General features: G+C 59.2%; 25 protein-coding genes. 15 read left to right on the top strand and 10 right to left on the bottom strand.

All coding sequences use genetic code 11. The features are described 5' to 3' along the window. Nucleotides 1-43 precede the first annotated feature (43 nt). The 3 genes from I1969_RS00415 to I1969_RS00405 all read left to right on the top strand — a co-directional run bounded on the left by I1969_RS00415 (nt 44) and on the right by I1969_RS00405 (nt 1,805). Nucleotides 44-766 (top strand): cell division protein SepF, encoded by a 723-nt coding sequence (locus tag I1969_RS00415; protein WP_022094497.1) that lies wholly within the window; start codon nt 44-46, stop codon nt 764-766. Nucleotides 767-781: 15 nt separating this feature from the next. Then, nucleotides 782-1,069: a YggT family protein gene (locus I1969_RS00410; protein ID WP_324248644.1), complete on the top strand. Its 288-nt coding sequence runs from the start codon at nt 782-784 to the stop codon at nt 1,067-1,069. Nucleotides 1,070-1,130: 61 nt separating this feature from the next. Further along, nucleotides 1,131-1,805 carry a DivIVA domain-containing protein gene (locus I1969_RS00405; protein ID WP_006234242.1) on the top strand — a complete coding sequence of 225 codons (675 nt, stop codon included), beginning with the start codon at nt 1,131-1,133 and terminating at the stop codon, nt 1,803-1,805. 166 nt (nt 1,806-1,971) lie between these two features. Here the strand turns inward: I1969_RS00405 and I1969_RS00400 are convergent, their stop codons facing one another. Next, nucleotides 1,972-2,502: a nitroreductase family protein gene (locus tag I1969_RS00400; protein WP_195232065.1), complete on the bottom strand. Its 531-nt coding sequence runs from the start codon at nt 2,500-2,502 to the stop codon at nt 1,972-1,974. Between the two features lie 207 nt (nt 2,503-2,709). Here I1969_RS00400 and I1969_RS00395 point away from each other — a divergent pair, with 207 nt between their 5' ends. Further along, complete coding sequence (locus tag I1969_RS00395; RefSeq protein WP_195232064.1) at nt 2,710-3,048, top strand: GIY-YIG nuclease family protein; 339 nt, start codon at nt 2,710-2,712, stop codon at nt 3,046-3,048. A 193-nt stretch (nt 3,049-3,241) separates the two neighbouring features. On the opposite strand, the gene I1969_RS00390 is transcribed toward I1969_RS00395, so the two are convergent. Both I1969_RS00390 and I1969_RS00385 read right to left on the bottom strand, forming a co-directional pair. Then, entirely contained in the window at nt 3,242-3,865 is a 624-nt protein-coding gene (locus tag I1969_RS00390; RefSeq protein ID WP_138112201.1) for a DUF47 domain-containing protein, read from the bottom strand. 67 nt (nt 3,866-3,932) lie between these two features. Further along, nucleotides 3,933-4,982 carry an inorganic phosphate transporter gene (locus tag I1969_RS00385; protein WP_195232063.1) on the bottom strand — a complete coding sequence of 350 codons (1,050 nt, stop codon included), beginning with the start codon at nt 4,980-4,982 and terminating at the stop codon, nt 3,933-3,935. A 250-nt stretch (nt 4,983-5,232) separates the two neighbouring features. Here I1969_RS00385 and I1969_RS00380 point away from each other — a divergent pair, with 250 nt between their 5' ends. The 4 genes from I1969_RS00380 (at nt 5,233) to I1969_RS00365 (ending at nt 8,380) form a co-directional block, all read left to right on the top strand. After that, nucleotides 5,233-5,571: a hypothetical protein gene (locus I1969_RS00380; protein ID WP_195232062.1), complete on the top strand. Its 339-nt coding sequence runs from the start codon at nt 5,233-5,235 to the stop codon at nt 5,569-5,571. An 84-nt stretch (nt 5,572-5,655) separates the two neighbouring features. After that, complete coding sequence (locus tag I1969_RS00375; RefSeq protein ID WP_195232061.1) at nt 5,656-6,351, top strand: Bax inhibitor-1 family protein; 696 nt, start codon at nt 5,656-5,658, stop codon at nt 6,349-6,351. A 138-nt stretch (nt 6,352-6,489) separates the two neighbouring features. Further along, a complete protein-coding gene (locus tag I1969_RS00370) occupies nt 6,490-7,641 on the top strand; it encodes a TIGR02452 family protein (RefSeq protein WP_195232060.1) in 1,152 nt (383 codons plus the stop codon). A 79-nt stretch (nt 7,642-7,720) separates the two neighbouring features. Continuing rightward, nucleotides 7,721-8,380, top strand: coding sequence for a GDSL-type esterase/lipase family protein (locus tag I1969_RS00365; protein ID WP_195232059.1), 660 nt, complete (start codon nt 7,721-7,723; stop codon nt 8,378-8,380). A 249-nt stretch (nt 8,381-8,629) separates the two neighbouring features. Here I1969_RS00365 and thiD read toward each other — a convergent pair whose 3' ends face one another. Then, nucleotides 8,630-9,460: a bifunctional hydroxymethylpyrimidine kinase/phosphomethylpyrimidine kinase gene (thiD, locus tag I1969_RS00360; protein WP_195232058.1), complete on the bottom strand. Its 831-nt coding sequence runs from the start codon at nt 9,458-9,460 to the stop codon at nt 8,630-8,632. A 181-nt stretch (nt 9,461-9,641) separates the two neighbouring features. Then, complete coding sequence (gene thiC, locus I1969_RS00355) at nt 9,642-10,976, bottom strand: phosphomethylpyrimidine synthase ThiC (protein ID WP_195232057.1); 1,335 nt, start codon at nt 10,974-10,976, stop codon at nt 9,642-9,644. Between the two features lie 171 nt (nt 10,977-11,147). On the opposite strand from thiC, the gene I1969_RS00350 reads away from it, so the two are divergent. Beyond that, a complete protein-coding gene (locus tag I1969_RS00350; RefSeq protein WP_195232056.1) occupies nt 11,148-11,669 on the top strand; it encodes a hypothetical protein in 522 nt (173 codons plus the stop codon). Nucleotides 11,670-11,805: 136 nt separating this feature from the next. Here the strand turns inward: I1969_RS00350 and I1969_RS00345 are convergent, their stop codons facing one another. Both I1969_RS00345 and I1969_RS00340 read right to left on the bottom strand, forming a co-directional pair. After that, nucleotides 11,806-12,615, bottom strand: a complete 810-nt coding sequence (locus I1969_RS00345) for a YaaA family protein (protein WP_195232055.1) — start codon at nt 12,613-12,615, stop codon at nt 11,806-11,808. A gap of 104 nt (nt 12,616-12,719) precedes the next feature. Beyond that, nucleotides 12,720-14,117 (bottom strand): aminopeptidase, encoded by a 1,398-nt coding sequence (locus tag I1969_RS00340; RefSeq protein WP_195232054.1) that lies wholly within the window; start codon nt 14,115-14,117, stop codon nt 12,720-12,722. A 166-nt stretch (nt 14,118-14,283) separates the two neighbouring features. Between I1969_RS00340 and polA the strand changes: the two genes are divergently transcribed. Beyond that, entirely contained in the window at nt 14,284-17,034 is a 2,751-nt protein-coding gene (gene polA / locus I1969_RS00335) for a DNA polymerase I (protein ID WP_195232053.1), read from the top strand. Between the two features lie 275 nt (nt 17,035-17,309). Here the strand turns inward: polA and I1969_RS00330 are convergent, their stop codons facing one another. After that, nucleotides 17,310-18,137 carry a Cof-type HAD-IIB family hydrolase gene (locus I1969_RS00330; protein ID WP_117746767.1) on the bottom strand — a complete coding sequence of 276 codons (828 nt, stop codon included), beginning with the start codon at nt 18,135-18,137 and terminating at the stop codon, nt 17,310-17,312. Between the two features lie 554 nt (nt 18,138-18,691). Between I1969_RS00330 and I1969_RS00325 the strand changes: the two genes are divergently transcribed. From I1969_RS00325 to ndk, 4 genes are all read left to right on the top strand, one after another. Continuing rightward, nucleotides 18,692-19,918: an argininosuccinate synthase gene (locus I1969_RS00325; RefSeq protein ID WP_195232052.1), complete on the top strand. Its 1,227-nt coding sequence runs from the start codon at nt 18,692-18,694 to the stop codon at nt 19,916-19,918. A gap of 233 nt (nt 19,919-20,151) precedes the next feature. Beyond that, the gene (locus tag I1969_RS00320) at nt 20,152-20,322 is read left to right on the top strand and encodes a hypothetical protein (RefSeq protein ID WP_161144721.1); all 171 of its coding nucleotides are present in this window, start codon (nt 20,152-20,154) and stop codon (nt 20,320-20,322) included. Between the two features lie 118 nt (nt 20,323-20,440). After that, nucleotides 20,441-21,871 (top strand): argininosuccinate lyase, encoded by a 1,431-nt coding sequence (gene argH / locus I1969_RS00315; protein ID WP_195232051.1) that lies wholly within the window; start codon nt 20,441-20,443, stop codon nt 21,869-21,871. Between the two features lie 377 nt (nt 21,872-22,248). Then, nucleotides 22,249-22,653: a nucleoside-diphosphate kinase gene (gene ndk / locus I1969_RS00310; protein ID WP_055251725.1), complete on the top strand. Its 405-nt coding sequence runs from the start codon at nt 22,249-22,251 to the stop codon at nt 22,651-22,653. 153 nt (nt 22,654-22,806) lie between these two features. Here the strand turns inward: ndk and rpiB are convergent, their stop codons facing one another. Then, a complete protein-coding gene (gene rpiB / locus I1969_RS00305) occupies nt 22,807-23,274 on the bottom strand; it encodes a ribose 5-phosphate isomerase B (protein ID WP_055251633.1) in 468 nt (155 codons plus the stop codon). A 270-nt stretch (nt 23,275-23,544) separates the two neighbouring features. On the opposite strand from rpiB, the gene I1969_RS00300 reads away from it, so the two are divergent. Further along, nucleotides 23,545-24,864, top strand: a complete 1,320-nt coding sequence (locus I1969_RS00300; RefSeq protein ID WP_195232050.1) for an L-cysteine desulfidase family protein — start codon at nt 23,545-23,547, stop codon at nt 24,862-24,864. Here I1969_RS00300 and I1969_RS00295 read toward each other — a convergent pair. Further along, nucleotides 24,861-25,619, bottom strand: a complete 759-nt coding sequence (locus I1969_RS00295; protein WP_195232049.1) for an HAD family hydrolase — start codon at nt 25,617-25,619, stop codon at nt 24,861-24,863. The genes I1969_RS00300 and I1969_RS00295 overlap by 4 nt on opposite strands. Between the last annotated feature and the right edge of the window lie 184 nt (nt 25,620-25,803).

Below are 25,803 nucleotides of genomic sequence, written 5' to 3'. Positions count from 1 at the left end.
TGATTATCGGGGCGCCTGCACTAAACCGCGAGAGGACACAACCATGGGCTTCCTTGACGAGATTAAAAATAAGATGCACCTGGGCGGCCAACAGGGTTACGACCAGGGTTATGGCCAGGACGACGACTACGGCTACGATGATGGCTATGACGATGGCTATCAGGGCAACGGCTACAGCGGTGCTTCGGGCGAGGGCTTCTACACCCAAGACGAGCCGAGCAACGGCCTGCTTGGTCAGACGCGCCGTGGTGAAGCTGAGTCGGTTGCCGTGTATACACGCTCCGGGCAGCTGGTCGGCGATGACTCCCGCCATGCCACGACGTATAACCCGCCTTCGCGCTCGCAGGACAGTGTTGCGAGCGGTTATCGTCCTGGTGCCTATGACACGCCGTCGAGCTACGCCGAGAACACCCGCGCCCGTGCCGCCGCTGCGCCTGCGCCTGCACCGAGCGATGCCTCGGCCTATGCGAGCAATATCATCAACGCCACACCGCAGCTGCCGGCCTATGTCCTGCGCCCCGAGAGCTATGACGACGTGGAGACCGTGGTGCGCCGCGTTCGCACCAAGCAGCCTGTTGCGCTGATCTTCGTAGGCGTCCGCACCGAGGTTGCCAAACGCGTCCTGGACTTCTCTTACGGCTTCGCCTGTGGCCTGGGCGCCACGGTCAAAGAAGTGGGCGATCGCGTGTTCATGGTGCTGCCCGCTGGCTGCGAGGTCAAGGATTCAGACCTGAAGAAGCTCCGTGCCGACGGCTACCTTAAGTAAAGACAAGACGAGGAGATTCTCATCAACATCTACACTATCGTCCAGCTGGTCAACACGCTGTTCAACTTCTATTCCACGCTTATTGTGGTCTACTGCCTTATGACGTGGATTCCCATGAAGCAAGGCGGCTTGCTCCAGGATATCGCTGCGGTGCTCGATAGCGTTTGCGGTCCGTGGCTCAACCTATTCCGTCGGTTCATTCCTCCGATGGGTGGCGTCGATTTTTCGCCGGTCATTGCGATTATTGCGTTGCAGTTGGTGCAGAGGCTGGTTCTGCAGCTTCTTATAGGTATACTCGTATAGAACTGACTCAGTAACTTACGTCGGGCGTATGGCGCCAAGGCGATGATAAAGGAGACTTGTTATGGCTATTACCCCTGCTGACATCCAGGCTCAGACTTTCTCTGAGGCCAAGCGCGGCTACGACCCCGCCGAGGTCGACGTCTTCTTGGAGACGCTGTCCTCCGAGGTTGACGCTATGCTCGCCAAGATTGTCGACCTTAAGGGTCGCCTGACCGCCACCGAGCAGCAGCTTGCCGATGCGCAGGCTCAGCTTGCCCAGGCTCAGGATGCCACCGCCCAGGCCGTTCCTGCCGCCCCCGTGGCTGCTCCCGCCCCTGACTTCTCCGCTCAGGAGCGCCAGATTTCCGCTGCCCTGATCGCTGCCCAGCAGACCGCTGAGACCATCGTCAACGATGCCAACGAGAACGCTGAGCGTATCCGCAACGAGGCTGACGCCAAGGCCCGCGAGGTTATCCGCCAGGCTCTGACCGAGAAGCAGGCCGAGCTCGAGGAGATCGATCGTCTCAAGGCTTCCCGTGAGGAGTTCAAGGCAGAGTATCTCAAGCTCATCCAGCACTTCATGGACGATGCCCAGAATTCCTTCCCGGCCGATCTGATGGCTTCCACGCCGGTCGGTTCTGCCGCTTCTCCTGCAGTGACTGTTCCCGCCGAGCCGCTGCCCGTCGCTGACCCGGTTGTCCCCGTGGCCGATCCCTTCGCCCCGATCGACAACTTTGCTGCCGACGACCTGGACTAACATTCGGCCTACAATTTAGTGCCTAGAAAGGACCCGCAGCTTGCGGGTCCTTTTTTATGACTGTGCAGGGGCGCGCAACATAAAAAACCGAGCCCTGCACATAATGGCGCAGAACTCGGCGAACGGGTGAGCGGTCAAGGGTAGGTTTTAAGGCATGTCCCAAAACCTACTTGAGGAGGAAGTCGGAGAGGGGAATGGTACGGGCCTCGCGATGCTCGGGATCGGCGATGTGGTCGGCAGGATATCCACAGACGAGCATGTGATAGGGATAGACGCCCTTGGGCAGATTGAACTGCTCCTGTGCCACCCCAGGCTTAAAATGGCATACCCAGCACGTTCCCAGGCCCTGCTCGGTGGCCTCCATCATCATCTGATCGCAGACGATCGAAGTATCGATGGCACTCGAGTTCATCTGATCATACGGGCGCACCCAGGCATCATCGGTAACGCTGCAAATAAGGAAGATAAGCGGAGCGCCAAAGATGGACCCATCACGGGCGAACCGAGGCTGACAAGCAGCAGCCTTCTCCAACAACTCGGGCGTATCAAGCACCATGACGCGCGAGGGATGTTTATTGCAAGCAGAAGGAGCAATCCTACCTGCCTCAACAATGGCATCCACTACCGACTGCTCAACAGAACGTGCCTCATACTCACGACAAGAATACCGACAACGTGCCAAATCCAAATAAGACATACGAGCCCTCCAAAGTTAATAAAACCAAGCCAAACACAAGGGTACCCAAAGCCCCATTCAGCCTAATGCCCATTGTAGAACGAAAATGTAATTATCTAAGATTGAGAAAAACGGTATTGTATGTGTCGTTGTAAATGGTAATGAGTCAGACAGGATGAAGCGATTGATATGTTGACTCGTTGAATAGAAGTATGAGGAGAAAGAATAATGGATAAATCAAAAAAGAAAGAACTCGTGTCCGAATGGAAAGAACGTCATCCAGTGATGGGCGTATTTTGTGTTAAGTGCATTGCAACTGGAGAGCAATTCTTTGATAGCTCTCGTGATGGCAGTACATGGTTTAACCGTCATGGCTTTGAGTTAAAAAGCGGCAATCATAGAAATAAGAGATTGCAAGAACTTTGGAATACCTATGGTGAAAAAGAGTTCGAATTTTTCACTGTCTGTGAACTGGAATACGAGAATATGTCGGATGTAAAAGCGAGCGATTTAAAGGATTTACTGGAGCTGTGTTTCCTTGAAAATCCATCAGCAAGAAAATTGTAAGAAGTGACCAATAGGGTATTAACGGCCCTGTCAGCAGCGTCTACAGCGCGCCCAACCTATCAGCCAAAGTTCCAATGGTGATACGTAAGGCGAAGGCCCGACACCTATTTACTTTCGAACGACTCTGCCGTGCAGCCGGAGTGAGAAAGCAAATAGGTGCTGGGCCTTCGCCGATGGGACGCGTATCCCCCAATTAACTGTTCTTCATGACAATCGAATCCACGACATCGGCCACATTCTCGCAGCAGTCAGCGCAGTACTCCAGGAAGGCGTACACGTCACGCCAGGCGATGACCTCGAGCGGGTCCTTGCCGTTAACGTGCAGGTTGCGCATGGCGTTGATATAGAGCTCGTCGGCTTCGGACTCGATGGTGTTGATCTGGATGACGAGTTCGCGCAGGGTCTTGGACTTGCGGTAGTTGGGCAGCTCGACCATCAGGTCTTTCATGGCGCGGCAGGCGTCAGTCACCTTGTGGGCGATGACGATGGCGTCGGGATGGATGCTCTGGATGTTGGTGAAGTAGACGCGCTGCACGACGCCCTCGATGCGGTCGAGCACGGTGTCGAGCGCGCAGCTCATCAGGTCCAGGTCCTCGCGCTCGAGCGGGGTGATAAAGGCGGTGAGCAGGGCGTCTTCGAGCTCGTGGTGCTTCTTGTCTGCCGCATGCTCAATCGCATGCATCTTATTGAGCATGTCGTGAATCTGCGCGGGATCGAAGTTCTCGAAAATCTTGGTGAGCAGCTCTGCGGCCTGGACGGCGAGGTCGGCGCAGGCAACGTAGTTGTCAAAGTAGAACGAATCGGGTTTCTTTGCCATGGGTGGGTCCTTTCGAGGCGAAGACGGGTGGGCGAAGTGTTGCGGTCCGGATGGACGTTCGGTTTGATTAGAGGAACATCATGAACAGCTTGGCCATGACAAAGCTGATGAGTCCGCAGGCGGGGAAGGTGAAGAACCAGGTGAACATCATGTCCTTGACCACGCCGAAGTTGATGGCCGAAAGGCGCTTGACGGCGCCGACGCCCATGATGGCGCAGGTTTTGATGTGCGTGGAGGACACGGGGATGCCGGTAAGGGTGGCAAGCAGCAAGTTCGCGGCGCCTGCGAGGTCGGCAGAGAAGCCCTGATACTTCTCGAGCTTGACCATGCTCTGGCCGACGGACTTGATGATGCGCTCGCCGCCCACGCTGGTGCCGATACCCATAGTGGCCGAGCACAGCAGCATAATCCAGATGGGGATGCCGGCATCGCCGATGCTCGTCTGGCCGTTGGCGAAGGCCACGCCTAAAAAGAGCACGCCGATGAACTTCTGTCCATCCTGCGCGCCGTGCATAAAGCTCATGGCCGCGGCGCTCGCGATCTGAGCGTATTTAAAGAAGACATTGGCACGTCGCCTGTTGGCGGCGGCGAAAAGAATCGAGACGAGCTTGCACAGGACCCAGCCCATAACAAAGCCCAGGCCGATGGAGAGCGCCAGGCCGTAGATGACCTTCATCCACTCGTGGACGTTGACGCTGCTCGCGCCGCCGAGGGCGATGGCGGCACCGGTCAGGCCGGCGATAAGGCTGTGGCTTTGCGAGGTGGGGATGCCAAAACGCGACGCTGTGGCGCCGTAGACGACGATGGAGAACAGCGCCGCGCACAGGCAGGCGAGCGCCATGGTGCTGTTTCCGCCAAAGTCGACGATATGTGAGATGGTGTTGGCGACGCTCGCGTTAAAGTGCGTCATGATGAGCACGCCGAGGAAGTTGAATGCGGCGCTCATGAGAATGGCGGCGCGGGCGGGCATGCAACGCGTAGTGACGCAGGTCGCGATGGCGTTGGGCGCGTCGGTCCATCCATTGACGAAGATGGCGCCCAACGCGAGGATCACGGTGACGGCAAGGACTGGGTTCGACACAATTTGGCCGAGGAAGGTTGAGAACGTTACGTCCATATATGGGCTTTCTCGAAGTTTGCAGGCACGTTACAAAAACATGATAAATCGTATCACCTCCTGCGGGTTTCTTTACCGAGTTCTGATGGGAGAAGTGAACTTTTTGGCACTATAATTGAATATTAGCCCTGTTGACCGCGGGTGTTCTTTTTGCTAACACGCCATGCGGACACGTGCGATTACTACGACACTCCAAAACCACAGTCTGTTCGCTTTACAACATGCAAACATGCGTTCGATAATAGGAGGCATGGAATATCGACAGACAGACGGCAAAACTCGGCGCGTACACAAGCAGTATGTGGACGTCGTGGCTCGCATCCTCGCGGGCGGACAAGTCGTGCCAGTCGCCGTCTGCTGGGTCGACGGACGTTGTTTTACAATCGATGAAATTATCTCGACCACCGGGTTTGGCCTGACGGTCCACGGCATCCGTACGGCGACCTATAAGGTGCGTTTTGGCGGGCACGCGACCGAGTTGTATCTGGAGGACCAGACGCGCGAGCGGGCGGACGGCTCGCAGGCGCACGTGATGCGTTGGTGGGTCTGGGCCTTTGATCGTACGCTCGAGGGCGAGCGCCGTGGGTAAGGACGTACGGCATTCGGGTACAATGACAGGAATCTTGTCACCTGCTGCGCCGTCTTTCACGGCACTTTTTGAAAGGACGAAATTATGAACGATATCCAGGGCTATCAGAACGGCCCCATCGAGGCCGGCGCAAGCCGTGCCAAGGAGATGTCGCCGCGTGCGTACAATCTTGCCATGTCTGCCCTCATCTTCTTGGGCTTTTGTGCCATGGGCGCTGGTGCTTACTTTACGAGCACCATGGCGTTTGCCCGCATGATGATGAGCGGCGCCGCTTTGCCGCTGGTCTTTGGCTCATTTATTTTGACCATCGTCGGCATGGTCATGATGTCGGCCGCCGCCAGCAAGCAGTCCGTGGGCCTATCCCTTGTGGGCTACGTAATCTTTGCGAGCACCTTTGGCCTGACCGCGTCGTTTGGCCTTGCCAACTACGACCTGCCCACCATCAACACTGCCTTTATCGCCACGGCCGCCATCACCTTTGTCTTTGGCGCCTTGGGCGTGACGTTCCCCAAGTTTTTCCAGCGCGTATATGGCATCGGTTTTGGCATTCTGCTCGCCACTATTCTGGTTGAGATCGTGCTGATGTTCATGGGCGTCTCGCAGACCATCACCGACCTGATCGTGATCGTGGTGTTCGCCGGCTTTATTGGCTACGACACCTATGTTGCCACGACGGTGCCGCCTACGCTGCCCAACGCCGTGCTCATGGCGTCCAATCTGTTCGTGGACATTATCAACGTGTTCTTGCGCATCCTGAACATCCTTGGCCGTCGCGACTAGTGGCGAATTGCGGCGGTGCTTGCCGTGCGTGTAAATCGATGCGAAAGGCGGTCCTTCGGGGCCGTCTTTTTTGTACGCGGCGGGGTATCATGGATGGGAAAAGCCGATAGCGGCAGAGACCGAGAAAGGTGACCACTTATGGCAGACGTCGACAACAGGAACCGTAACCGCAGGTCCAACCGAGCGGGTCAGCCCAATCCCAAGCGCGAGGGCCGTGCCAAGGCCGCCGAGCGTCACGTGGCAACTGTGTCCGAAGCGTGCGCCAAGGATATCGAGCGTTCGCTTGCCGGTGTTCGCGAGTTTGACGGTATGCCTGCCGGCTTTGTCTCGGCGATGAAGGCCAAGGTTCAGAGTGCTGTGACCACCGAAGAACAGATTGCCGAGGACGTCGAGGGCGCGGAGGCTGCCGAGGTCGAGGCAGCACCCGAGAGCGAGGCAGCGCCCGAGACCGAGGCAGCTCCTGAGCCCGTCGAGGAGCCTGCCGAGGAAATCGCCGAAGCTGAGTCCGCGCCTGCTGAGGAGCCTGCTCCGGTTCTGCCTGAGGTCACCGTGCTCGATGCCTCCGCCACGCAGGCCATCCTGGACAACGGTCGTGGCTATGCGCAGTTCTGCGACATGGCCGTGCTCGCCTTTGCCTCGTTCACCAACCCGGGCGGTGGCTATATTCAGGGTTATCTGGGCCAGGAGGCCACACTGTGCGCCGATTCGTATCTGTACAACGTTCTCGATAAGCAGCGCAAATGGTACGGCGAGAACCGTCGCCGCAACATCAACTGCGAGCTCTATCGTAACCGCGCCCTAGTGGTGCCTGCGGTGCGCTTCGACCGCAACCACGTGCATGCATACGCCGACGTGATCGTGGCCGCCGCGCCCAACGTTAAGCGCGCCCGCCAGGAGTATCGCGTGAGCGACGATGCTCTGCTGGATGCCCTGCGCGACCGCATTCGCTTTGTGCTTGCCATCTGCGACGAGCTGGGTCGCGAGAAGCTCGTGCTGGGTGCTTGGGGCTGCGACAACAACGGCTTTGACGCAGAGGCCGTGGCCGAGCTCTTCCGCAAGGAGCTCGCGTCGGGCGACTTTAAGGTCAAGCAAGTCTTCTTTGCCGTGCCTTCTACGCGCTGGGATGAGGATTTTGCCAAGTTCGAGCACGTGCTGGCAAACTTCCCCGAGCGCAACGAGGAGTCCTATGCTCAGGTTGCCGCTCGCGCTGCGGCAGCTCGCGCCGCCGAGCAGGCCCAGGCTGCTACCGAGGATGATGAGGACGAGGACGATTGGCGCAAGTACCTGTAACCGGTACGTGTTGACAGATAGGTCGAGCCGGCGGGAGAGGCTGCTCCCGCCGGCTTTTTACTAAAAGGAAGGGCTTACGATGAAAAACGTTCTATGCTTTGGCGACAGCAACACCTATGGTTACGATCCGGCGGGCATGCGCGACGGCACCGCGGTGCGCTATGCGCGGGATGTGCGCTGGTGTGGCGTGGCCCAACGTGACTTAGGCGAGGGCTGGCATGTAATTGAAGAAGGCCTCAACGGCCGCACGACGGTACGCGACGACATGTGCCATCTGGACACCAATCTTAACGGCATTCGCGCGCTTCCGATGATGCTCGAGGCCCATAAGCCGCTGGACGCCATTGTGATCATGCTGGGCACCAACGACTGCAAGACGGTCTTTAACGTGACGGCTGCCGATATCACTCGTGGCGCCATGGCGCTGATTCGCGCCGTCCGCGCGTTTCCGTGGACCGACGCTGCGCCTTGTCCGCGCATTCTGCTGATGGCGCCTATCAAGATTAAGCCGCAGATCGCCGACGTATATATGACCGATTTTGACGAGCATTCCGTAGAAGCCTCGGAACATTTTGGTGAGTACTACGCGCATGTGGCTGAGCAGTTTGGCTGCGACTTTTTGAATGCCGCCGACTTTGCCGAGCCGGGCGATATCGACTATCTGCATATGATGCCCGAAAGCCATGAGAGCCTGGGTCACGCCGTGGCAGCCAAGCTCCAAGAGATGCTCGGTGAGTAGTCCGACCCCAAACCACCACAGCCATCTTTGCGGTGGTTTGGGGCGTTTGTTTGTCTCGATCTGTAACATCTGGGGTTGATTTTGCCGAGTAATTGTTACAGATTGAGATAAATAAAAGGGTGCGAATTAAAAATCTCGATCTGTAACAGGTAGACCTAGAAATGGACTCTAACTGTTACAGATTGAGATATTTGCGGGAACCACCACGAAGGGGACAGGCACCTTTGTGGTGGTTTGGGATTGATGGCTTTAGTGCTGCCACATGTGGTTGACGGGGCCGGAACCTTTGCCCATGTTCAGGCCGGCGGCCAGAGCGCCGGTTAGGTAGGCCTTGCCGGCGTTGACGGCATCGGCAAGATCCATGCCCTGAGCCAGAGCGCAGGCGATGGCGGACGAGAGCGTGCATCCGGTGCCGTGCGTGTTGTCGGTCTCGATGCGCTTGTGGCGGAACCACGTGGTGAGCGGATCGCCCAGGTGGTTGCCCTCGTCATCGAGCGGCGCGGGCTCTGCGAGCACATCGTTGGCCTCGTTGACAAGATGCCCACCCTTAACGAGGGATGCGCAACCAAAGCGGCGGGTGAGGAGCATGGCAGCATTTTGCTGCGTGCGCTCGGAGTCGACCTCGTAGTCGAGCAGGGCCATGGCCTCGGGAATATTGGGCGTGATAACCGTCGCTAGCGGGAACAGGCGGCGGGTGAGCGCCTCGGCGGCATCTTCGGCAATCAGCCGTGCGCCCGCGGTGGCTACCATGACGGGGTCGACTACCACGTTTGTCGCGTTCCAAGCGCTCAGGCGGTCGGCGATAACATCGATAATCTCGGCAGAGGAAACCATGCCAATCTTGACGGCGTTGGGGCGGATATCGTCAAAAACGGCATCGATCTGCGCCGCGACAATATCCGGGGAGATGTTCTGTACGGCGGTGACGCCCAGCGTGTTTTGCGCCGTGATAGCGGTAATGGCCGTCTCGGCATACAGGCGATGTGCCGTGATGGTCTTGATGTCGGCCTGAATGCCGGCGCCACCGCTGGAATCAGATCCTGCGATGGACAGAACGGCAGGTACCCTACTACGATCCATGTTCGCTCCCTTGTTCGGTCGGATTCAAATGGGTCTTTAAGCCAGCATTATAAAGATGCCCGGGCCGACTCTATGTCGAACCCGGGCGGGCGATGCAATCTTTACGCAAATGAAAGCAAATGTTCACACGTCAACAATTGACGGGCGCCAACTCGCTTCTAAAGCGATCGCAGCGAGGGACCTAGTCCTCCATACCGAGATCGATCGTCGTGCCCTCGAACACCTTGTTGACAGTGCGGACGGCGCACATCTTGCCGCACATGGTGCAGGTGCCTTCGGTGGCAGCGGGGGACTCCTCGTAGCGCTTCTTGCCGGTGACCGGATCGAGAGCGCATTTCCACATGGCGTCCCAATCGAGCTTGCGGCGTGCCTGCCCCATTTTGTCATCCAGATCGCGGGCGTGCGGCACCTTCTTGGCGATGTCGGCGGCGTGCGCGGCGATCTTGGTGGCCATGAGACCATCGAGCACGTCCTGGGCATTGGGCAGGCACAGGTGCTCGGCGGGCGTCACATAGCACAGGAAGTCGGCGCCGGAGCTCGCGGAGATGGCGCCACCGATGGCGGCGGTGATGTGGTCGTAACCCACGCCGATATCGGTCACCAGCGGCCCCAGCACATAGAACGGGGCGTTGTGGCACAGGCGCTTCTGCAGTTTCATGTTGGCGGCGATCTCGTCGAGCGCCATGTGACCCGGGCCCTCGACCATGACCTGGACGCCGGCGGCCCAAGCGCGCTTGCACAGCTTGCCCAGCTCGATCATCTCGGCGGTCTCGGTGGCGTCGTTGGAGTCGTAGAGGCAGCCCGGGCGGCAGGAGTCGCCGAGCGAAATCGTCACGTCGTACTCGTGGCAAATCTCGAGCAACTCGTCGTAGAACTCATAGAACGGGTTCTCGTTACCGGTGACTTCCATCCAGCCAAACAGCAGTGAGCCGCCGCGGCTCACGATGTTCATCAGGCGGCCGGTCTCCTTAAAGATCTTGGTGACCGACTTGTTGATGCCGCAGTGGATAGTCATAAAGTCAACGCCGTCCTCGGCGTGCGCGCGCACGACTTCGAACAGGTCGTCCTTGGTGAGCTTGACCAGCGGCTTTTCCATGTAGCCGATGGCGTCGTACATGGGGACGGTACCTACCATGAGCGGCGTCTCGTCGATGAGCTGCTGGCGGAACTGGCGCGTCTTGCCCGAGTTGGAGAGGTCCATGATGGCGTCGGCGCCAAAGTCCTCGGCAATCTTGACCTTCTTCCATTCCTCGGCGGCATCGGCCTTGTCGCCCGAGATGCCCAAGTTCACGTTGACCTTGGTGGACAGGCCCTCGCCGACACCAAAGGCGCGCATCCCCTTTTTGATATGCACGATGTTGGCGGGAATGGCGATGCGGCCGTCTGCCACGCGCTCGCGGATGTACTCGGGGTCGCGATGCTCGCGCTCGGCGACCTCTTTCATCTGAGGTGTGATCTGCCCAGCGCGGGCGAAGTCGATTTGCGTGACGAGCTTGGGCTCGGTCTGTGTGCTCATTGGCACGGCTCCCTTCGTTGGCATTACCCATATCAGGTTTGCGGGTCAGGGCGGGCGCGCCCAGTCTCAGCCTGCCGTCTTGTCCTGCAAGCTCCCCGTTTATGTGGTGGGCTCAAGTATAGCTCGAATGGGTACGATTGACGCGATGAGCATGCCCGTGGGGAGGCGAACATGGAAGACAAGCATCTATATCGAGAGACACAGTGGGACGTGTCGGCCGAGGAGGGCCGTGCCCATCATGGGCTGGTCGCAATCGGTTTTGCGATCCTTGTCGTGATGGTGATTGCCTGTTGTATCTGGACGTTTGGTGGTCGTGGCGGCGCTGTATGGGAGTTCGAGGCTGATGATGGCCTACCGATTATGACGGTGAGGAGTACCGGCGGTAATGCCAATACGCTCGCCATTCCGGGCGATTATTGGTACCCGCGCGATGAGTTTGTGCAGTTGCAGCTGAGTGGTGGGTCCATTCCAGGTGAAGAAATCGAACGCGTGACGTTTGACGCGGCGCTCAAAACGCTGACGGTGAAGCTCAAAGATCAAGGAGATGTGCCCACGACCATGGATATCGCCCTGACGGAATGGCGCCTGGAGCCTCCGACGGGTGTTGCGGTTTCCGAGGTTGAGCACGTCAAGATTGTCTATCAGGACGGTTCGACAAACGGGATTGCAAAGGCCGACGGTCTAGCAGAATAGGTGTCGAGCCTAGCCAGCCAATTCATAAAAGTTGCGGTGGAATAGTTCCTGATTGTGCGATAAAAGGCTCAAATAGGAACTATTCCACCGCAAGTTATATAGAGAAGGCTGAGCGGGTCAGTTTTGGGTGGCGGGTCTAGAGCATCTGTTCGTTGATGAACACGAGGGTGCCTGGGTATGAGATCTCGGGGGCGTGGCGATAGCCGATGTTGAACTCGGTAAGACCGGCGGCGTCCTCGAGCTTGTTTTCTGCCATCCAGCGCACCATGGAGCCGCGCGCCTTTTTGCTGGCGGTCGAGCGCTGGATGGGCTTGCCGTTGCGGATACCCTCGCCAAAGAGGCATGTGACGGCCGTGGCGTCGCTCGCGAGGTGGGGCAGAACGGCTTTGGCGTATTCCACGCTGGCAAGGTTGACGATCGTAGCGTTGGAGTCTGCCGGAGCGATAGCCCGTGCGAGCCTGTCGCCCCAAAACGCGTAGAGGTCTCGGGCGCCGTCGACGGCAAGCTTCGCGCCCATCTCCAGCCGATACGGTTCAACGGCATGGAAGGGGCGTACGCATCCGTAAAGGCCCGAGAGGATCCAGAGATGGTTTTGCAGCCAGTCGAGCTGTGCGGCATCCATGACCTCGGGCGCCATGCTTTGGTATTGGATGCCGTGGTAGGACATGACGGCGGGGGAGATTCGACGCGCGATATCGGGATCGGCGAGGTCGGCATCGCTCAGGACGGGCATAAATTCGTGAAGCGTATCCAGGCACGTTGTAAGCAGCCTGTCGCTCACGTTCCATAGTGTCTGCAGGCCGCCGCTGCCTTCATCCCGTTCGATATCTAGCAGTGCGCGGTGGAGGCGAGCCGTCTCGTGCGCAAAAGGCGGAATGCCCAGGACTTCAAAAGCATCTTGGGCCGCGCGCATCTGTTTGGCGGGCGAAATGATGACCTGCAGCATGGACTCTCCTCTGCCAAAAAAGGAAGTTGCGGTGGAATACGGTCTGTTTTGGCCGTGTATGGGCCAGTTTAGTCCGTATTTCACCGCAACTGATGAAGGGTTGGTTAGGCGCGCTCGAGGAAGGCTTTGTACCCGCGATAGGCCTCGTAGATATCGGCCTTGTTGGCGACCTCCCACAGGGCGTGCATGGACAGGACGGCAATGCCGGAGTCGATGACGTTCATGCCATACTTGGCCATGATGTAGGCAATGGTGCCGCCGCCGCCCGCGTTGACGCGACCGAGCTCACAGGTCTGGAAGTCCACGCCGGCCTCGTCCATGATGTCGCGGACGAGGGCCACGTACTCGGCATCGGCGTCGTTGGAGCCGCCCTTGCCGCGGCTGCCCGTGTACTTGTTAAAGCACAGGCCGCGACCCATAAAGGCCGCGTTCTTGGTCTCGAACTTGCCGGCATAGCCCGGGTCGAAGCCGGCGGACACGTCGGAGGAGAGCATGCGGCTGCGGGCGAGTGCGCGGCGCAGGGCCAGCGGGCTATCCTCGCCGGCGAGCGTCATGATCTCGGCGACGGTGTTCTCGAAGAAGCGGCTCGTCATACCGGTGGCACCCACGGAGCCGATCTCCTCCTTGTCGACGATGAGCGTGATGCTCGTGCGCTCCACGGTGGCGACGTCGATCTGGGCGAGCATGGAGGGGTAGGCGCAGACGCGATCGTCGTGGCCATAGCCCAAAATCATGGAGCGGTCGAGGCCCATGTCGCGGGCGGGGCCGGCGGGCACGACCTCGATCTCGGCGGAGAGGAAGTCCTCCTCCTCGACGTCGTACTGCTCCTTGAGGATGTCCAGGAACATCTGCTTGACGGGCTCCTTGGGGGCGTCCTTGTCGTCCCCATCGAACTTGACGGGACGACCGCCCACGATCACGTCGAGGATCTCGGCATCGACGGCGTCCTTGGCAGGCTTGGACATCTGCTCGCTCGAGAGGTGGATCAGCAGGTCGGAGATGGTAAAGACCGGGTCGTCCGCCTTGTCGCCGATATTGATGTCGACGGTGGTACCGTCCTTTTTGCAGATGACGCCCACGAGTGCGAGCGGGGAGGCTACCCAGTGGTAGCTCTTGACGCCGCCGTAGTAGTGCGTGTCGAGGTAGGCCATGTCGCCGGCCTCGAAGGCGGGATTCTGCTTAAGGTCCAGGCGCGGCGAGTCCACGTGGGCGCCCAGGATGTTAAAGCCCTGCTCGAGCGGGGCGGTGCCCAGGTTGACGAGCATAAGGTCCTTGCCGTGGTTGGCGGCGTACACCTTGTCGCCTGCCTTGAGCTCGCGGCCCTCGGCGATCACGGTCTCCAGGTCGACGTATCCCGCCTCCTCGGCCATCTTGATGCCGGTCTTGACGCACAGGCGCTCGGTCTTGTTCTCGCTCAAAAACTGCCTATAGCCGCGGCAAAGCTCCTCGAGCTCCTCGACTTGCTGTGGCGTGTACTTTTTCCATGCGCAGGGACGCTCCATGACGCAGGCTCCTTTCGGATCGATCGTGCTGGTTGATGTACCGTGAGCCATCGTATCACGCGCGGGCCCGCGGCGGCAGGGAAGCCTGATGTGCGGTGGCCGCGGGGCGGGGAGCGTGTAAACTGGTGTGAGCAAACCGTGCCCAGCCCAAAGCGAGGTATTCAATATGTCTGACAAGCGCCGCACCTTTGCCGTTATCGACGGCAACTCGCTCATGCACCGCGCCTTCCACGCCGTGCCGCCCACCATGAATGCGCCGGACGGCCGCCCCACCAACGCGATCTTCGGCTTTCTGAACATGTTTCTCAAGATGATCGATGCCTTTAACCCCGACGGTGTGGTCGTGGCGTTTGACAAGGGCAAACCGCGCGTGCGCATGGAGATGCTGCCGCAGTATAAGGCGCAACGCCCGCCCATGGACCCCGATCTGCATGCGCAGTTTCCGATGATCAAGGAGCTGCTCACCGCGCTCAACGTGCCGATTCTGCAGTCCGAGGGCTGGGAAGGCGACGATATCCTGGGAACCATGGCGCGCCTGGGTGAAGAGGCCGGCTGCGACATGCTGCTGGTGACCGGCGACCGCGACATGTATCAACTCGTGACCGAGCACGTCAACGTGGTCTCGACCCGCAAGGGCCTGTCCGACGTGGCGATCATGACGCCCGAGAGCGTGGACGACCTGTATCACGGCATTACGCCGGCGCTCGTGCCCGATTTTTACGGTCTAAAGGGCGATACGTCGGACAACATTCCCGGCGTACCGGGCATCGGCCCCAAAAAGGCGAGCGCGCTCATCGCACAGTACGGCAGCTTGGACGAGGTCATCGCGCATGCCGACGAGGTCAAGGGCAAGATGGGCGAGAACCTGCGTGCGCACATCGACGATGCGCTGCTGAGCCGCAAGGTCGCAACCATTCGCACCGATGCGCCCGTCGAGCTCGACTTTGACGAAACGTCCTTCCCGGCGTTTTCTGCCGACGAAGTGTCCGCGGCGCTGGGCACACTTGGTATCACCGCCATGCAGAACCGTTTCTTGGCGCTGGTCGGCGGCGAGGGCGGGGCTGCTGCTGCCTCCAGTGTGGTTGAGATACCTGCTATGGTTCGCGCAGCCGCCGGCGATGCCGACGCGCTTGGTGCCGTTGCGGCTGAGGTCTCCCGCGCGATTGATGCCGGCGAGTGGGTCGCCGCCGTGGTGGACGACGACAAGGAAGAGGGCGCGCTCTTTGGACTGACGCGCACGCTGTGGTTGGCGACGTCCAAGGGCCTGTTCGCGCTCGAGGAGGGCGACAGCTGTGCGGCGGCTGAGGTTGAGGGCTTCAACTTCGTTCACGGCGTGATTGCCGGCGTGCTCGCGCGTCTGTTTATGGAGGGTCGCGTGGCGAGCCCGGATATGAAGGCGCTGTTGCACGAGCTTTCGCCCGTCGATTCTTCTGAGCCCGAGCTCATGGATCCGCTCGCTACCGATTCCACGCGTATCTTCGATACCGTGGTCGCTGCCTATCTGCTGGATTCCGATCGCTCCGAGTTCGATGAGGCATATCTTGCCGATACGTATCTGCAGATGGCGCTGCCTGCGGCGCGCGGCGCAGAGGGTGCCGGTGAGGACGCTCCGGCGCCTGCCGCCCGTACTGCGGCTCTGACGCTGGCGCTCGTGGCACCGTTGCGCGAGTGCATGGCCCGTGAGAATGCCGCCAACGTGTTCGATGGCATCGAGATGCCGCTCGTTCCGGTACTTGCCAAGATGGAGCGCGCGGGCATGCTCGTGGACCCCGACCGTCTGCACAGTCTGTCCGAGGGTCTGGCGACCCAGATTACCGAGGTCGAGCGCAGTATTCGCGACCTGGCGGGTGACGAGACCTTTAACATCGGCAGTCCCATGCAGCTGTCGCACGTGCTCTTTGATGTGATGGGGCTTCCGACCAAGGGCCTCAAGAAGACTAAGCGCGGCTATTATTCGACCAACGCCAAGGTGCTGAGCGACCTTGCGCGTGACCACGAAATCGTGCGTCTGATCTTGGACTGGCGTGAGAAGTCTAAGATCAAGTCCACCTATCTGGACACGCTGGGCCCGCTACGCCGTGGTGACGGTCGCGTACACACTACGTACAACCAGACCATCACGGCAACGGGGCGTCTGTCCTCGAGCGACCCGAACCTGCAGAACATCCCGACGCGCTCGGAGCTGGGTCGTACCGTCAAGACGGCGTTTTCGGCAGGCGAGGGAAGCGTCTTTTTGGCGGTGGACTACTCGCAGATCGAGCTGCGTCTGCTGGCGCATCTCTCAGGTGACGAGCACTTGGTGCGCGCCTTTAACGAGGGCGAGGACTTCCATGCCGAGACGGCGGCGCGCGTGTTCGGTGTGCCGGTGTCCGAGGTAACGCCCGACCTGCGCAGTCGCGCCAAGGCCGTGAACTTTGGCATCGTGTATGGCCAGCAGGCCTACGGCCTGTCGCAGTCGCTGCATATCTCGATGGCCGAGGCACGCGACATGATCGACCGCTACTACGAGGCCTACCCGGGCGTGCGCACGTTCCTCGACAACGTGGTGGCACGCGCCAAGCAGACGGGCTACGCCGAGACCATGTACGGCCGCCGTCGTCATATTCCGGAGCTCAAGGCCAAAAACCCGCAACTCCGCGGCTTTGGCGAGCGCACGGCCATGAACCATCCCATGCAGGGCACCGCAGCAGACATCATCAAGATCGCCATGGTCCGCGTAAGTCGTCGCCTGGAAGAAGAAGGCTTTGCCGCCCACATGATCTTGCAGGTACACGACGAACTGGACTTTGAGTGCCCCGTCGACGAAGTCGAGCGCCTAACCACCATGGTCCGCGACGTCATGGAACACGTAGTAGACCTCCGCGTCCCCCTAATCGCCGAAGCCAGCACCGGCATAACCTGGGCCGACGCTAAATAGGGAAGCATCCACAATTCCAAAGTAACCAAAACCAGAAGGGGGCTCCTTGCCAACAAGGAGCCCCCTTCATTCCAAAAAAATCAGCCAAGTATCTAGACACTCAAGACGCCATCTAGGCGGCAAACAAGTAAACCTAGGGCCTGGCCGGGCGGCACAGGTTAACTTTTCGTAGATTCCGCACGCAAAGAAAGCCACTTAATGTGGCTTTCGTCTTGCGCAGGACCTGACCGAGCGAAAAGTTATCCTGTGCCGCCCGGCCAGGCCCGATGGGACGGCTACCGGGCCGCCAAGATAGCGTCGATGAGCGTCAGTACGCCCCCGTCGTTGTTGCTCGGAATGCGCCACTTGGCGTGCGCGTTCATGTGCTCCTCGGCATTGTCCACGATAAAGCTATGCCCGACGCGCTCCAGCATGGGGATGTCGTTGTAGGTATCGCCCACGGCGGCAGCATCGGCAATATCGATGCCCAGGTGCTCGCACAGGTGAGCGACGCCGGCGCCCTTGTCGACGCCCAGGTTCATAAAGTCGATCCACTCGCGCCCAGCGTTGGTGACGTAGAGTTTGTCCGAGAACTCGGGGCTATAGGTCTCGCGGAAAGCGGGCTCGGCGTCGTAGCCGGGGAAGAAGACCGAAATCTTGTTGGACTCGAAATCAATGCCCTCAAAGCTGTCTACGTAGTTGATTGTGTTGTAGTAGACGCTGATCTCGTCGTGGTATTGATGGTCGCGGGCAAGCACGTAGAACTCGTCGAAGCAGCACAGGACGGGGACAGCGCGAGGATCCTCCGAGGCACGGTTCAAGACCTGCTGATACAGCTCCACGTCAATATTGCTTTTATAGATATAGCTGCCGCGATAGATCACGCAAGCTCCGTTGTCGGGACAAAAGGCGAGGCGGTTCTTGATGCCCTCGAACATCTCCTCGAGCTTGGGGGCGGGACGTCCGCTGGCGGGGCAGAATACGATGCCGGCGTCGGCGAGCTTGTCCAGGCGCTCATCAAGACCCTGGGGCAGCACACGCTCGTCGGTCAGCAGCGTCTTGTCCATATCGACGGCGAGAATCTTAATGTTGCCGATGTTGGCGTCCGATTCGTAAGTTTGCATAAAAATGCGCCTTTCGTTTCGAGATTGTTTCAGACGTTATAACCATCAACTAGTAGTCGAGCGTATTTTCGCAGGAATGGTGCGTATTTGCACCACGCTTCACAAAGTAATGAAAAAACTTTTCAGAAATTTGAATTTGTCGCTTGTGCTGCGGGCACTTTAGCGTAATATAGCGACCATCGAAAACGGAGACGGAAAAACAACCGCTTACCGAGTAAAAGGTACCGTTTACGATATTTGAATTGCGCCCGGCGATACGTGAAAGGAGAGGCAGATGCAGTTCGTAAAGATCATCACCACTGCAGACAATGCCATCCGACGCCAGCGCGCAATTTCCCGACGACGATAACAATCGTCTCTGTCCGCATGGGGCGAATTGCCTCAACAGAGTCATTTTGAGGTCGTTGGGTTTTAGCACGACATTGCTGCATGTTTCTAGGGCATGTATGTGCTGATTTTTGCTATTTAACCTGATATTGCACGGTATATGACCTTGAAATGACTTGCAACTGACCGATGTTCTAACTAGCTACCAAGGGCGAAAGGAAACAGCCATGAGCAAGGAAAAAGTCGTTCTCGCATATTCCGGTGGTCTTGATACATCCGTATGTGTCAAGTGGCTCCAGGACGAGAAGAATCTCGATGTCGTTTGCGTCTGCGGCAACGTGGGCCAGGAAGAGACCGGACTGGATGCCAAGAAGCAGAAGGCGTTCGACCTGGGCGTTCTCGATTGCCAGGTGCTCGACCTGCGCGACGAGTTCTCCGATGAGTTCCTGACCAAAGCCATCGCCGCAAACTCCATGTACGAGAATAAGTATCCGCTGCTCTCCGCCCTGTCTCGCCCGCTGCTTGCCAAGAAGCTTGTTGAGGTCGCCCACGAGTTTGGCGCGACCTACGTCGCCCACGGCTGCACTGGCAAAGGTAACGATCAGGTCCGTTTTGAGGCCGCCGTCAAGGCCCTCGACCCCGAGCTCAAGGTTATCGCCCCGGTTCGCGAGTGGGACCTGAAGTGCCGTCCCGACGAGGTCGCCTATGCCCACGCCCACAACGTGCCGGTTCCCGAGGGTGCCAACGACAACCCCTACTCCATCGACGACAACCTGTGGGGTCGCGCCATCGAGTGCGGTCACCTGGAGGACCCTTGGAATGAGCCGCTCGATGACGCTTGGGTTATGACCAAGAACCCCGAGGACACGCCTGACACCCCGACCTATACCGAGATCGAGTTTGAGGCCGGCAAGCCTGTCGCCGTCGACGGCAAGAAGATGAAGCTCTCCGAGATCGTCATCGCCCTCAACAAGATTTCGGGCGACAACGGCTTTGGCCGTCTTGACCTGGTCGAGGATCGTCTGGTGGGCCTCAAGAGCCGCGAGTGCTATGAGGTTCCCGGCGCCCTGACGCTCATCACCGCCCACAAGGCGCTCGAGGACATCTGCGTCGAGGGCGACCTGCTCAAGACCAAGATCAAGCTCGAGCAGGATTGGGCCACCGCCGTGTACAACGGCCAGTGGTACAGCCCGCTCAAGAACGCGCTCGACGCCTTTATGGCCGATACCCAGAAGTTCGTGACCGGCACTGTCCGTCTGAAGTTCTTTAAGGGCAACTGCCATGTCGTCGGCCGCAAGAGTCCCTTCAGCCTCTACGACTACGGCCTGGCTACCTACGACCGCGACACCACGTTTGACGAGAAGGCCAGCGCCGGCTTTATCGAGATCGATACGCTGTCGCTCAAGACGTGGGCAAAGGTCCAGGGCCCCAGCTCTGCTGCTGCCCAGGCCTAGCGCCTCCTTCCCTTGGTATCCGCGCGGCCCATCCGCGTGATACATAACGGGCGCACGGGGTCCCTACCTTTCGTTATGCTTGCTGACACTTCTTAACATCGGTGGCCCCTACGTTCCGCCCGCATATATGATGCCGCGTCTGCGGCTGAGTCCGAGCCCCGCCGGGGTTGTCCGGCGGGGCTCCTTCTATCAATTTGGCGGCTCTGTGCCTATATATATGAGGAGTATCCATTATGTTCAATGCTATCGCGCATGCTTTGCTTGCCCTCGCGCCCGAGTTCGATGCTGTAAGGGTCGAGGACGTTCCTATGAGCCTGAAGGCCTGGATCGATGGTTCGCAGGGCAACATCCGGAGGGAGACGTTGGGCGCCAAGTGCATGGTGCGTCACTTCTTTGCAAATTAGCCACATGGCCCCGCGCGCGGCAGGGAGTGTGTAAAACTAGCGGTTGATAAATCGCTTTAGCGACAGGGCACATTGCTTTGGACGCTTGTTTTGGTATTTGGAGAAAGGAGACGGTTCCATGGCTCTTTGGGGCGGTCGTTTTGAGGCGGGCGTGGCCGAGGTCACGCAGGAGTTTGGCGCATCGCTGCCGGTCGATAAGCATCTCTATAAGCAGGATATCGCCGGTTCCAAGGCACATGCCAAGATGCTGGCCGCACAGGGCATCATCAGCGCAGAGGACGAGCAGGCGATTGCCGAGGGCCTGACCGGAATCGAACAGGATATCGATGCCGGCAACTTCACCTTCGATATCAACGATGAGGACATTCATATGTCCATCGAGAGCGAGCTGACGCGCCGTATCGGCGAGGCCGGTAAGCGCTTGCATACCGGGCGTTCGCGCAACGACCAGGTGGCGACCGATACGCGCCTGGGCGTCAAGGCGTTGGCCAAGGAGCTCATGGAGGCCAATCTTGAGTTGCGCCATGTGCTGGTGGATGCGGCCAAGAAGTACGACAAGGTGATTCTGCCGGGCTACACGCACATGCAGCATGCTCAGCCCGTGCTGCTGTCACATCATCTGCTGGCGTATTCCTGGATGTTCGCGCGCGACTTTACACGCCTGAAGGCCGCCTTTGATGCCGCCGACAACTGCCCGCTGGGTGCTGCCGCGCTTGCCGGTACGAGCTATCCACTCGATCGTCAGATGACGGCTGCCGAGCTTGGCTTTGCGGGTGTGATTCCCAACTCGCTCGATGCGGTTTCCGACCGTGATTTCCTGCTCGATCTGCATTACGCCGGCTCCGTCATGGCCATGCACCTGTCGCGTCTTTCCGAGGAGATCGTGCTGTGGTCGAGCTCCGAATTTGGCTTCATCACGCTTTCCGACTCGTACTCCACCGGCTCGTCCATCATGCCGCAGAAGAAGAATCCCGACTTTGCCGAGCTTATCCGCGGCAAGAGCGGCCGAGTCTATGGCAACCTGGTGCAGCTGCTTGTGACCATGAAGGGCCTGCCGCTGGCCTATAACAAGGACTTGCAGGAGGACAAGGAGGGCGCGCTCGATACCGCCCACACGCTCATGCAGTGTCTGTCGGTTATGGCCGGTATGATTTCGACCTGGACCGTCAACGAGGATGCCATGGCGCGCGAGTGCGGCGTGGGGCACCTTGCCGCTACCGATGTTGCCGATTACCTGGCCAAGCGCGGCCTGCCGTTCCGTGAGGCGCATGCCGTGGTGGGCCATCTGGTCCTGATGTGTGAGAAGCGCGGCTGCAATCTTGAGGACCTGCCGTTTGAGGTGTTCCAGGAGGCAAGCCCGCTCTTTGAGCGCGATATTACCGAGGCGCTCGACATCCCGTCGATTGTCGCCGCGCGCACGACCGAGGGCGGTACCGCCCCTGCCGCTGTTGCCGTGCAGCTGCAGCGTGCCGAGGCACAACTCGTTGCCGACGAAGGTGTGTTTGGCTCGTTGACCAAGGTCGTCGAGATGGGCCACGGAGCTAATTAGCTTATAGGATGCGTCTGTCTGGTGCGTTCATCATATCTTGCCTTTACGGGTGCTCGCTACGGTGGGCGCCCGTTTTGTTATAGGGAAGGGAGGAGCTTGTCGAGAACTTCTGTAGGACCTTTGGGCAGCTTGTGAAGGGGGTGCGTTCACGGGCGGCAACCGACCGTCTGCTCGGTTCGGTGCAGTTGGTGGCGGAGCGGATGGTACTCTAATCGGGCTTCGAAACAGAGGTGACACATATGGAACGCTTCAATAAATTACAGCGCTTCAATAAACAGCTTTTTGTTTAACTGCAGCTAAAACTCTGTTACGATGCAGTTCAGGCGGGTGCCGGAATGGGACTTGGGCACGCGCGAACCTACTTGAAAGGCTACCTTATGGCTATCGAGAAGACCTTCATCATGATTAAGCCCGACGCTGTGCGCGATCGCAAGATCGGCGAGATCGTTGCTCGTATCGAGCGCAGCGGCCTTGTCATCGAGCGCATGGAGATGACCACGCTCGAGCGCGCTACCGTCGAGGAGCACTACGCCCATCTGGCCGACAAACCCTTCTTTGGCGGTCTGTGCGACTTTATGACGAGCGGTCCGGTCGTCAAGATGGTTGTTTCCGGTCTTTCCGCCGTCTCCAAGATGCGCACCCTTATGGGCGCCACCAACCCGCTTGATGCTGCCCCCGGCACCATCCGCGGTGACTTCGCCGTCGATGTCAACGCCAACGTGATTCACGGCTCCGACTGCCTGGAGAACGCCGAGATCGAGATCAAGCGCTTCTTTGGCTAAACCAGCTTTGACTCCTTAAAGCTGTTAGCGTGTGGCTTGAGCGCCGCGGGACTCCATCCGCGGCGCTCTTTTTATGTCTAAAACTACAAAGGGGCCCGCCCGGATGTGTGTTCCGGGCGGGCCCCTTACCGTTATCTTGTGGCGTTGGGTGCCTTAGGCCTCGTCGACGACCTTAAGGCCGCGAGTCTGATCGATCTCATTGAGGAGGTTGACGCGACGCTCGTGACGGCCGCCCTCAAACTCGGCGTCAAGCCACTCGTCGACGATCATCTTGGCGAGCTCGGAGCCCACGACGCGGGCGCCAAAGGCAAGCACATTGGTGTTGTTGTGCATGCGCGAGAGCTTGGCGCTGAAGGGCTCGGAGCACACGACGGCGCGCACGCCCTCGACCTTGTTGGCGGCCAGGCTGATGCCGACGCCAGTGCCGCAGATCAGGATGCCCAGGTCGACGTCACCGTTAGCAACTGCCTTGCCCACCTTGTAGCCGGCGATGGGGTAGTCAAAGCTCTCGGAGGTGTCGGTGCCAAAGTTCACGACCTCGCAGCCGCGCTCCTTCAGGTGCTCGGAGATGATGTTCTTGAGCTCGACGGCGGCGTGGTCGTTACCGATACCGATCTTCATGGATGGTTCCTCTCTGGTCTGTGCGGCGCAAATGCTAAAGGTGTTTACCGCTTTCGACTGCATGATAACGCGACTCTTGCGTAAACGCTCGGGCGTTTTTTGGTCAAACGCTTTAGCGTGCAACAAGATTGGCTTCTCATGAATAATGCCACCAATTTGTGCTCGAGCGCCGTCCGCCGGAACCATGGTTGCGGTTTTTGATGCATTGTTATCAAATAAAGGAGGTAACTTTTTTGAGAGCCCAGCCCGTTATGCAAGCAGGAGATACCTATGCCTACCGATTCCATCCGTGATGCCGCGTTTTGCGATGTTTTGAACCGCGAACTTGTCTGTGCACTCGGCTGCACCGAGCCCATTGCCGTTGCCTATGCAGCGGCGCTGGCGAGCCAGACGCTCGGTTGCGAGCCCGATCATATGGATGTTGCCTGCTCGGGCAACATCATCAAGAACGTCAAGAGCGTGACCGTGCCCAACTCGGGCGGAATGCATGGTATTGAGGCGGCGGCCGTGCTGGGTGCCGTGGGCGGTGACGCCAAGAGCGCGCTCGAGGTGCTCGAGAGCGTTAACGACGAAGATCGTGCTCGCGTGGCCGAGCTCCTCGCCGATGCCGGTTACTGTGATGTGTCGCTTGTCGAGGGTGTGCCCAACCTCTACATCAAGGTGACTGCCACGGCCGGGGGCCATACCGCGGTCGTCGAGATTACCGACCACCACACCAATGTCACGTGCCATACGCTCGACGGTATTCCGGTATGCGGCAAGTCGGCGGGGGAGTGTGCCGCCTGCGCCGAGCGCGTCGTGGCCGAGCGTGCGGCAGATAGCGCCGACACGCCCATGTCGATTGAGTCCATCATTGACTTTATCGAGGACGGCGACATTGAGGACGCCCGCGCTGCCGTTGAGCGTCAGATCGAGCTGAACGGTGCGATTAGCGCCGAGGGTCTTGCGCACGCTTGGGGTGCCGAGGTGGGCCGTACGCTGCTGGGCGCCCGCGCCGATGACGTCGCCTGCCGTGCCCGTGCCCGTGCGGCCGCCGGGTCCGATGCCCGCATGAACGGCTGCGCGCTGCCGGTCGCCATCGTGTGCGGCTCGGGCAATCAGGGCATTACCTGCGCCTTGCCCGTTATGGAGTATGCCGAGTATTTGCGCTGCGACCATGATCGCCTGGTGCGCGCCGTGATGCTGTCTGATCTGATCGCCGTGCATATCAAGAGCTATATTGGTGCGCTCTCGGCGTTTTGCGGTGCTATTTGCGCCGCATGCGGTGCCGGTGCCGCGATTACCTGGCTGTGTGGTGGCACGCGCGAGCAGATTGGCGCGACGGTTTCGAACACGCTCGGTAACGTGGGCGGCATCGTGTGCGATGGCGCCAAGGCAAGCTGTGCCGCCAAGATTTCCGCTGCCGTTGACGCTGCGATTCTGGGCCACGATATGGCCATGCAGGGCCGCGGCTTCCGCGCCGGTGAGGGCCTGATCCAGGATACCGTCGAGCAGACAATCGCCAGCATGGGCTACGTGGGCCGCGTGGGCATGAAAGACACCGACATCGAGATCCTAAACATCATGATCGGCAAAACTCGAGTCTGTTAGGACAGTTCGTTGGCTACTTGGTGTTCGTAGAAGGCTTCTACTACGGCGTTGAAGTCGTGGGCGAAGTCTTCCATGGTTCCGCGCCAGGTGGCTCGGCTGGGCTTGCCTTGGCCCACATAGGCAGTCTGAATGCCGCAGGCGGGGCTGGGGAAGTCGCGCTTGGGGTCGTTGCCCACCATGAGGACCTCGTGCGGCTCGAGCCCCATCACCTGAAGCTGCTCTAGATAGTAGGTGGCATCGGGCTTGCAGCGGGTGGTGTTTCCCATGTGCGTGACGAGCTCAAAGGGGGCGTCGGCCAGGTCGCCCCAACCCATGCGGCACTCGATGGCCCCCTGCGGAAAGCTGGGGTTGGTGAAGAGCGCGCAACGCAGTCCTGCGTCCTGTACAGCCTGGAGCGCGGCGTGCGCGCCCGGCATGGCGTGGGCGTTAATGACATCGTCGTTCTTGTGCGGAAGAACTTCGCGGTCATAGTAGGTAAACGCCTCGTAGATGAGGGGATCGGAGAGGCAGATGCCGCACCGGCGCTCAACCTCTTCTTGGTAAAACTCAAGATTGGTGCGATTGTCCGTGCCACTGCGGCGGTTGGCGTTGAGGTCGACCAAGATGGTGCCGAGGCGTGCCATCGTGCCACCGCGGCTGCGTCGCCCGATGTCCGCGAGCATCGACGAGACATCCTTAAAATACCGAAGGATGAATGCGTTGAGGTTAATGCTAAGAAGCGTCTCGTCCATATCGAAAACGACTGCTTTGAGCACGCGGGCACCTTTCTCGATAAATCGTTCCAGAATCGTTGGCTCCGGATACTTTACCTCAAAGGCGTATGGGCAAACTGCTTATCGTCAAGTTGTGGAGACGGCTGTCCATAAGATTACGAAAAAGTCTCCATACGAGTAAAAAAACGCAGTTCACGCTTGAAATCGAACCCATTTCCCCGTAACC

The organism is Collinsella aerofaciens, from assembly GCF_015548375.1.
Classification (GTDB): Bacteria; Actinomycetota; Coriobacteriia; order Coriobacteriales; family Coriobacteriaceae; genus Collinsella; species Collinsella aerofaciens_AB.
This window is presented reverse-complemented; position numbering and strand designations above follow the sequence as displayed.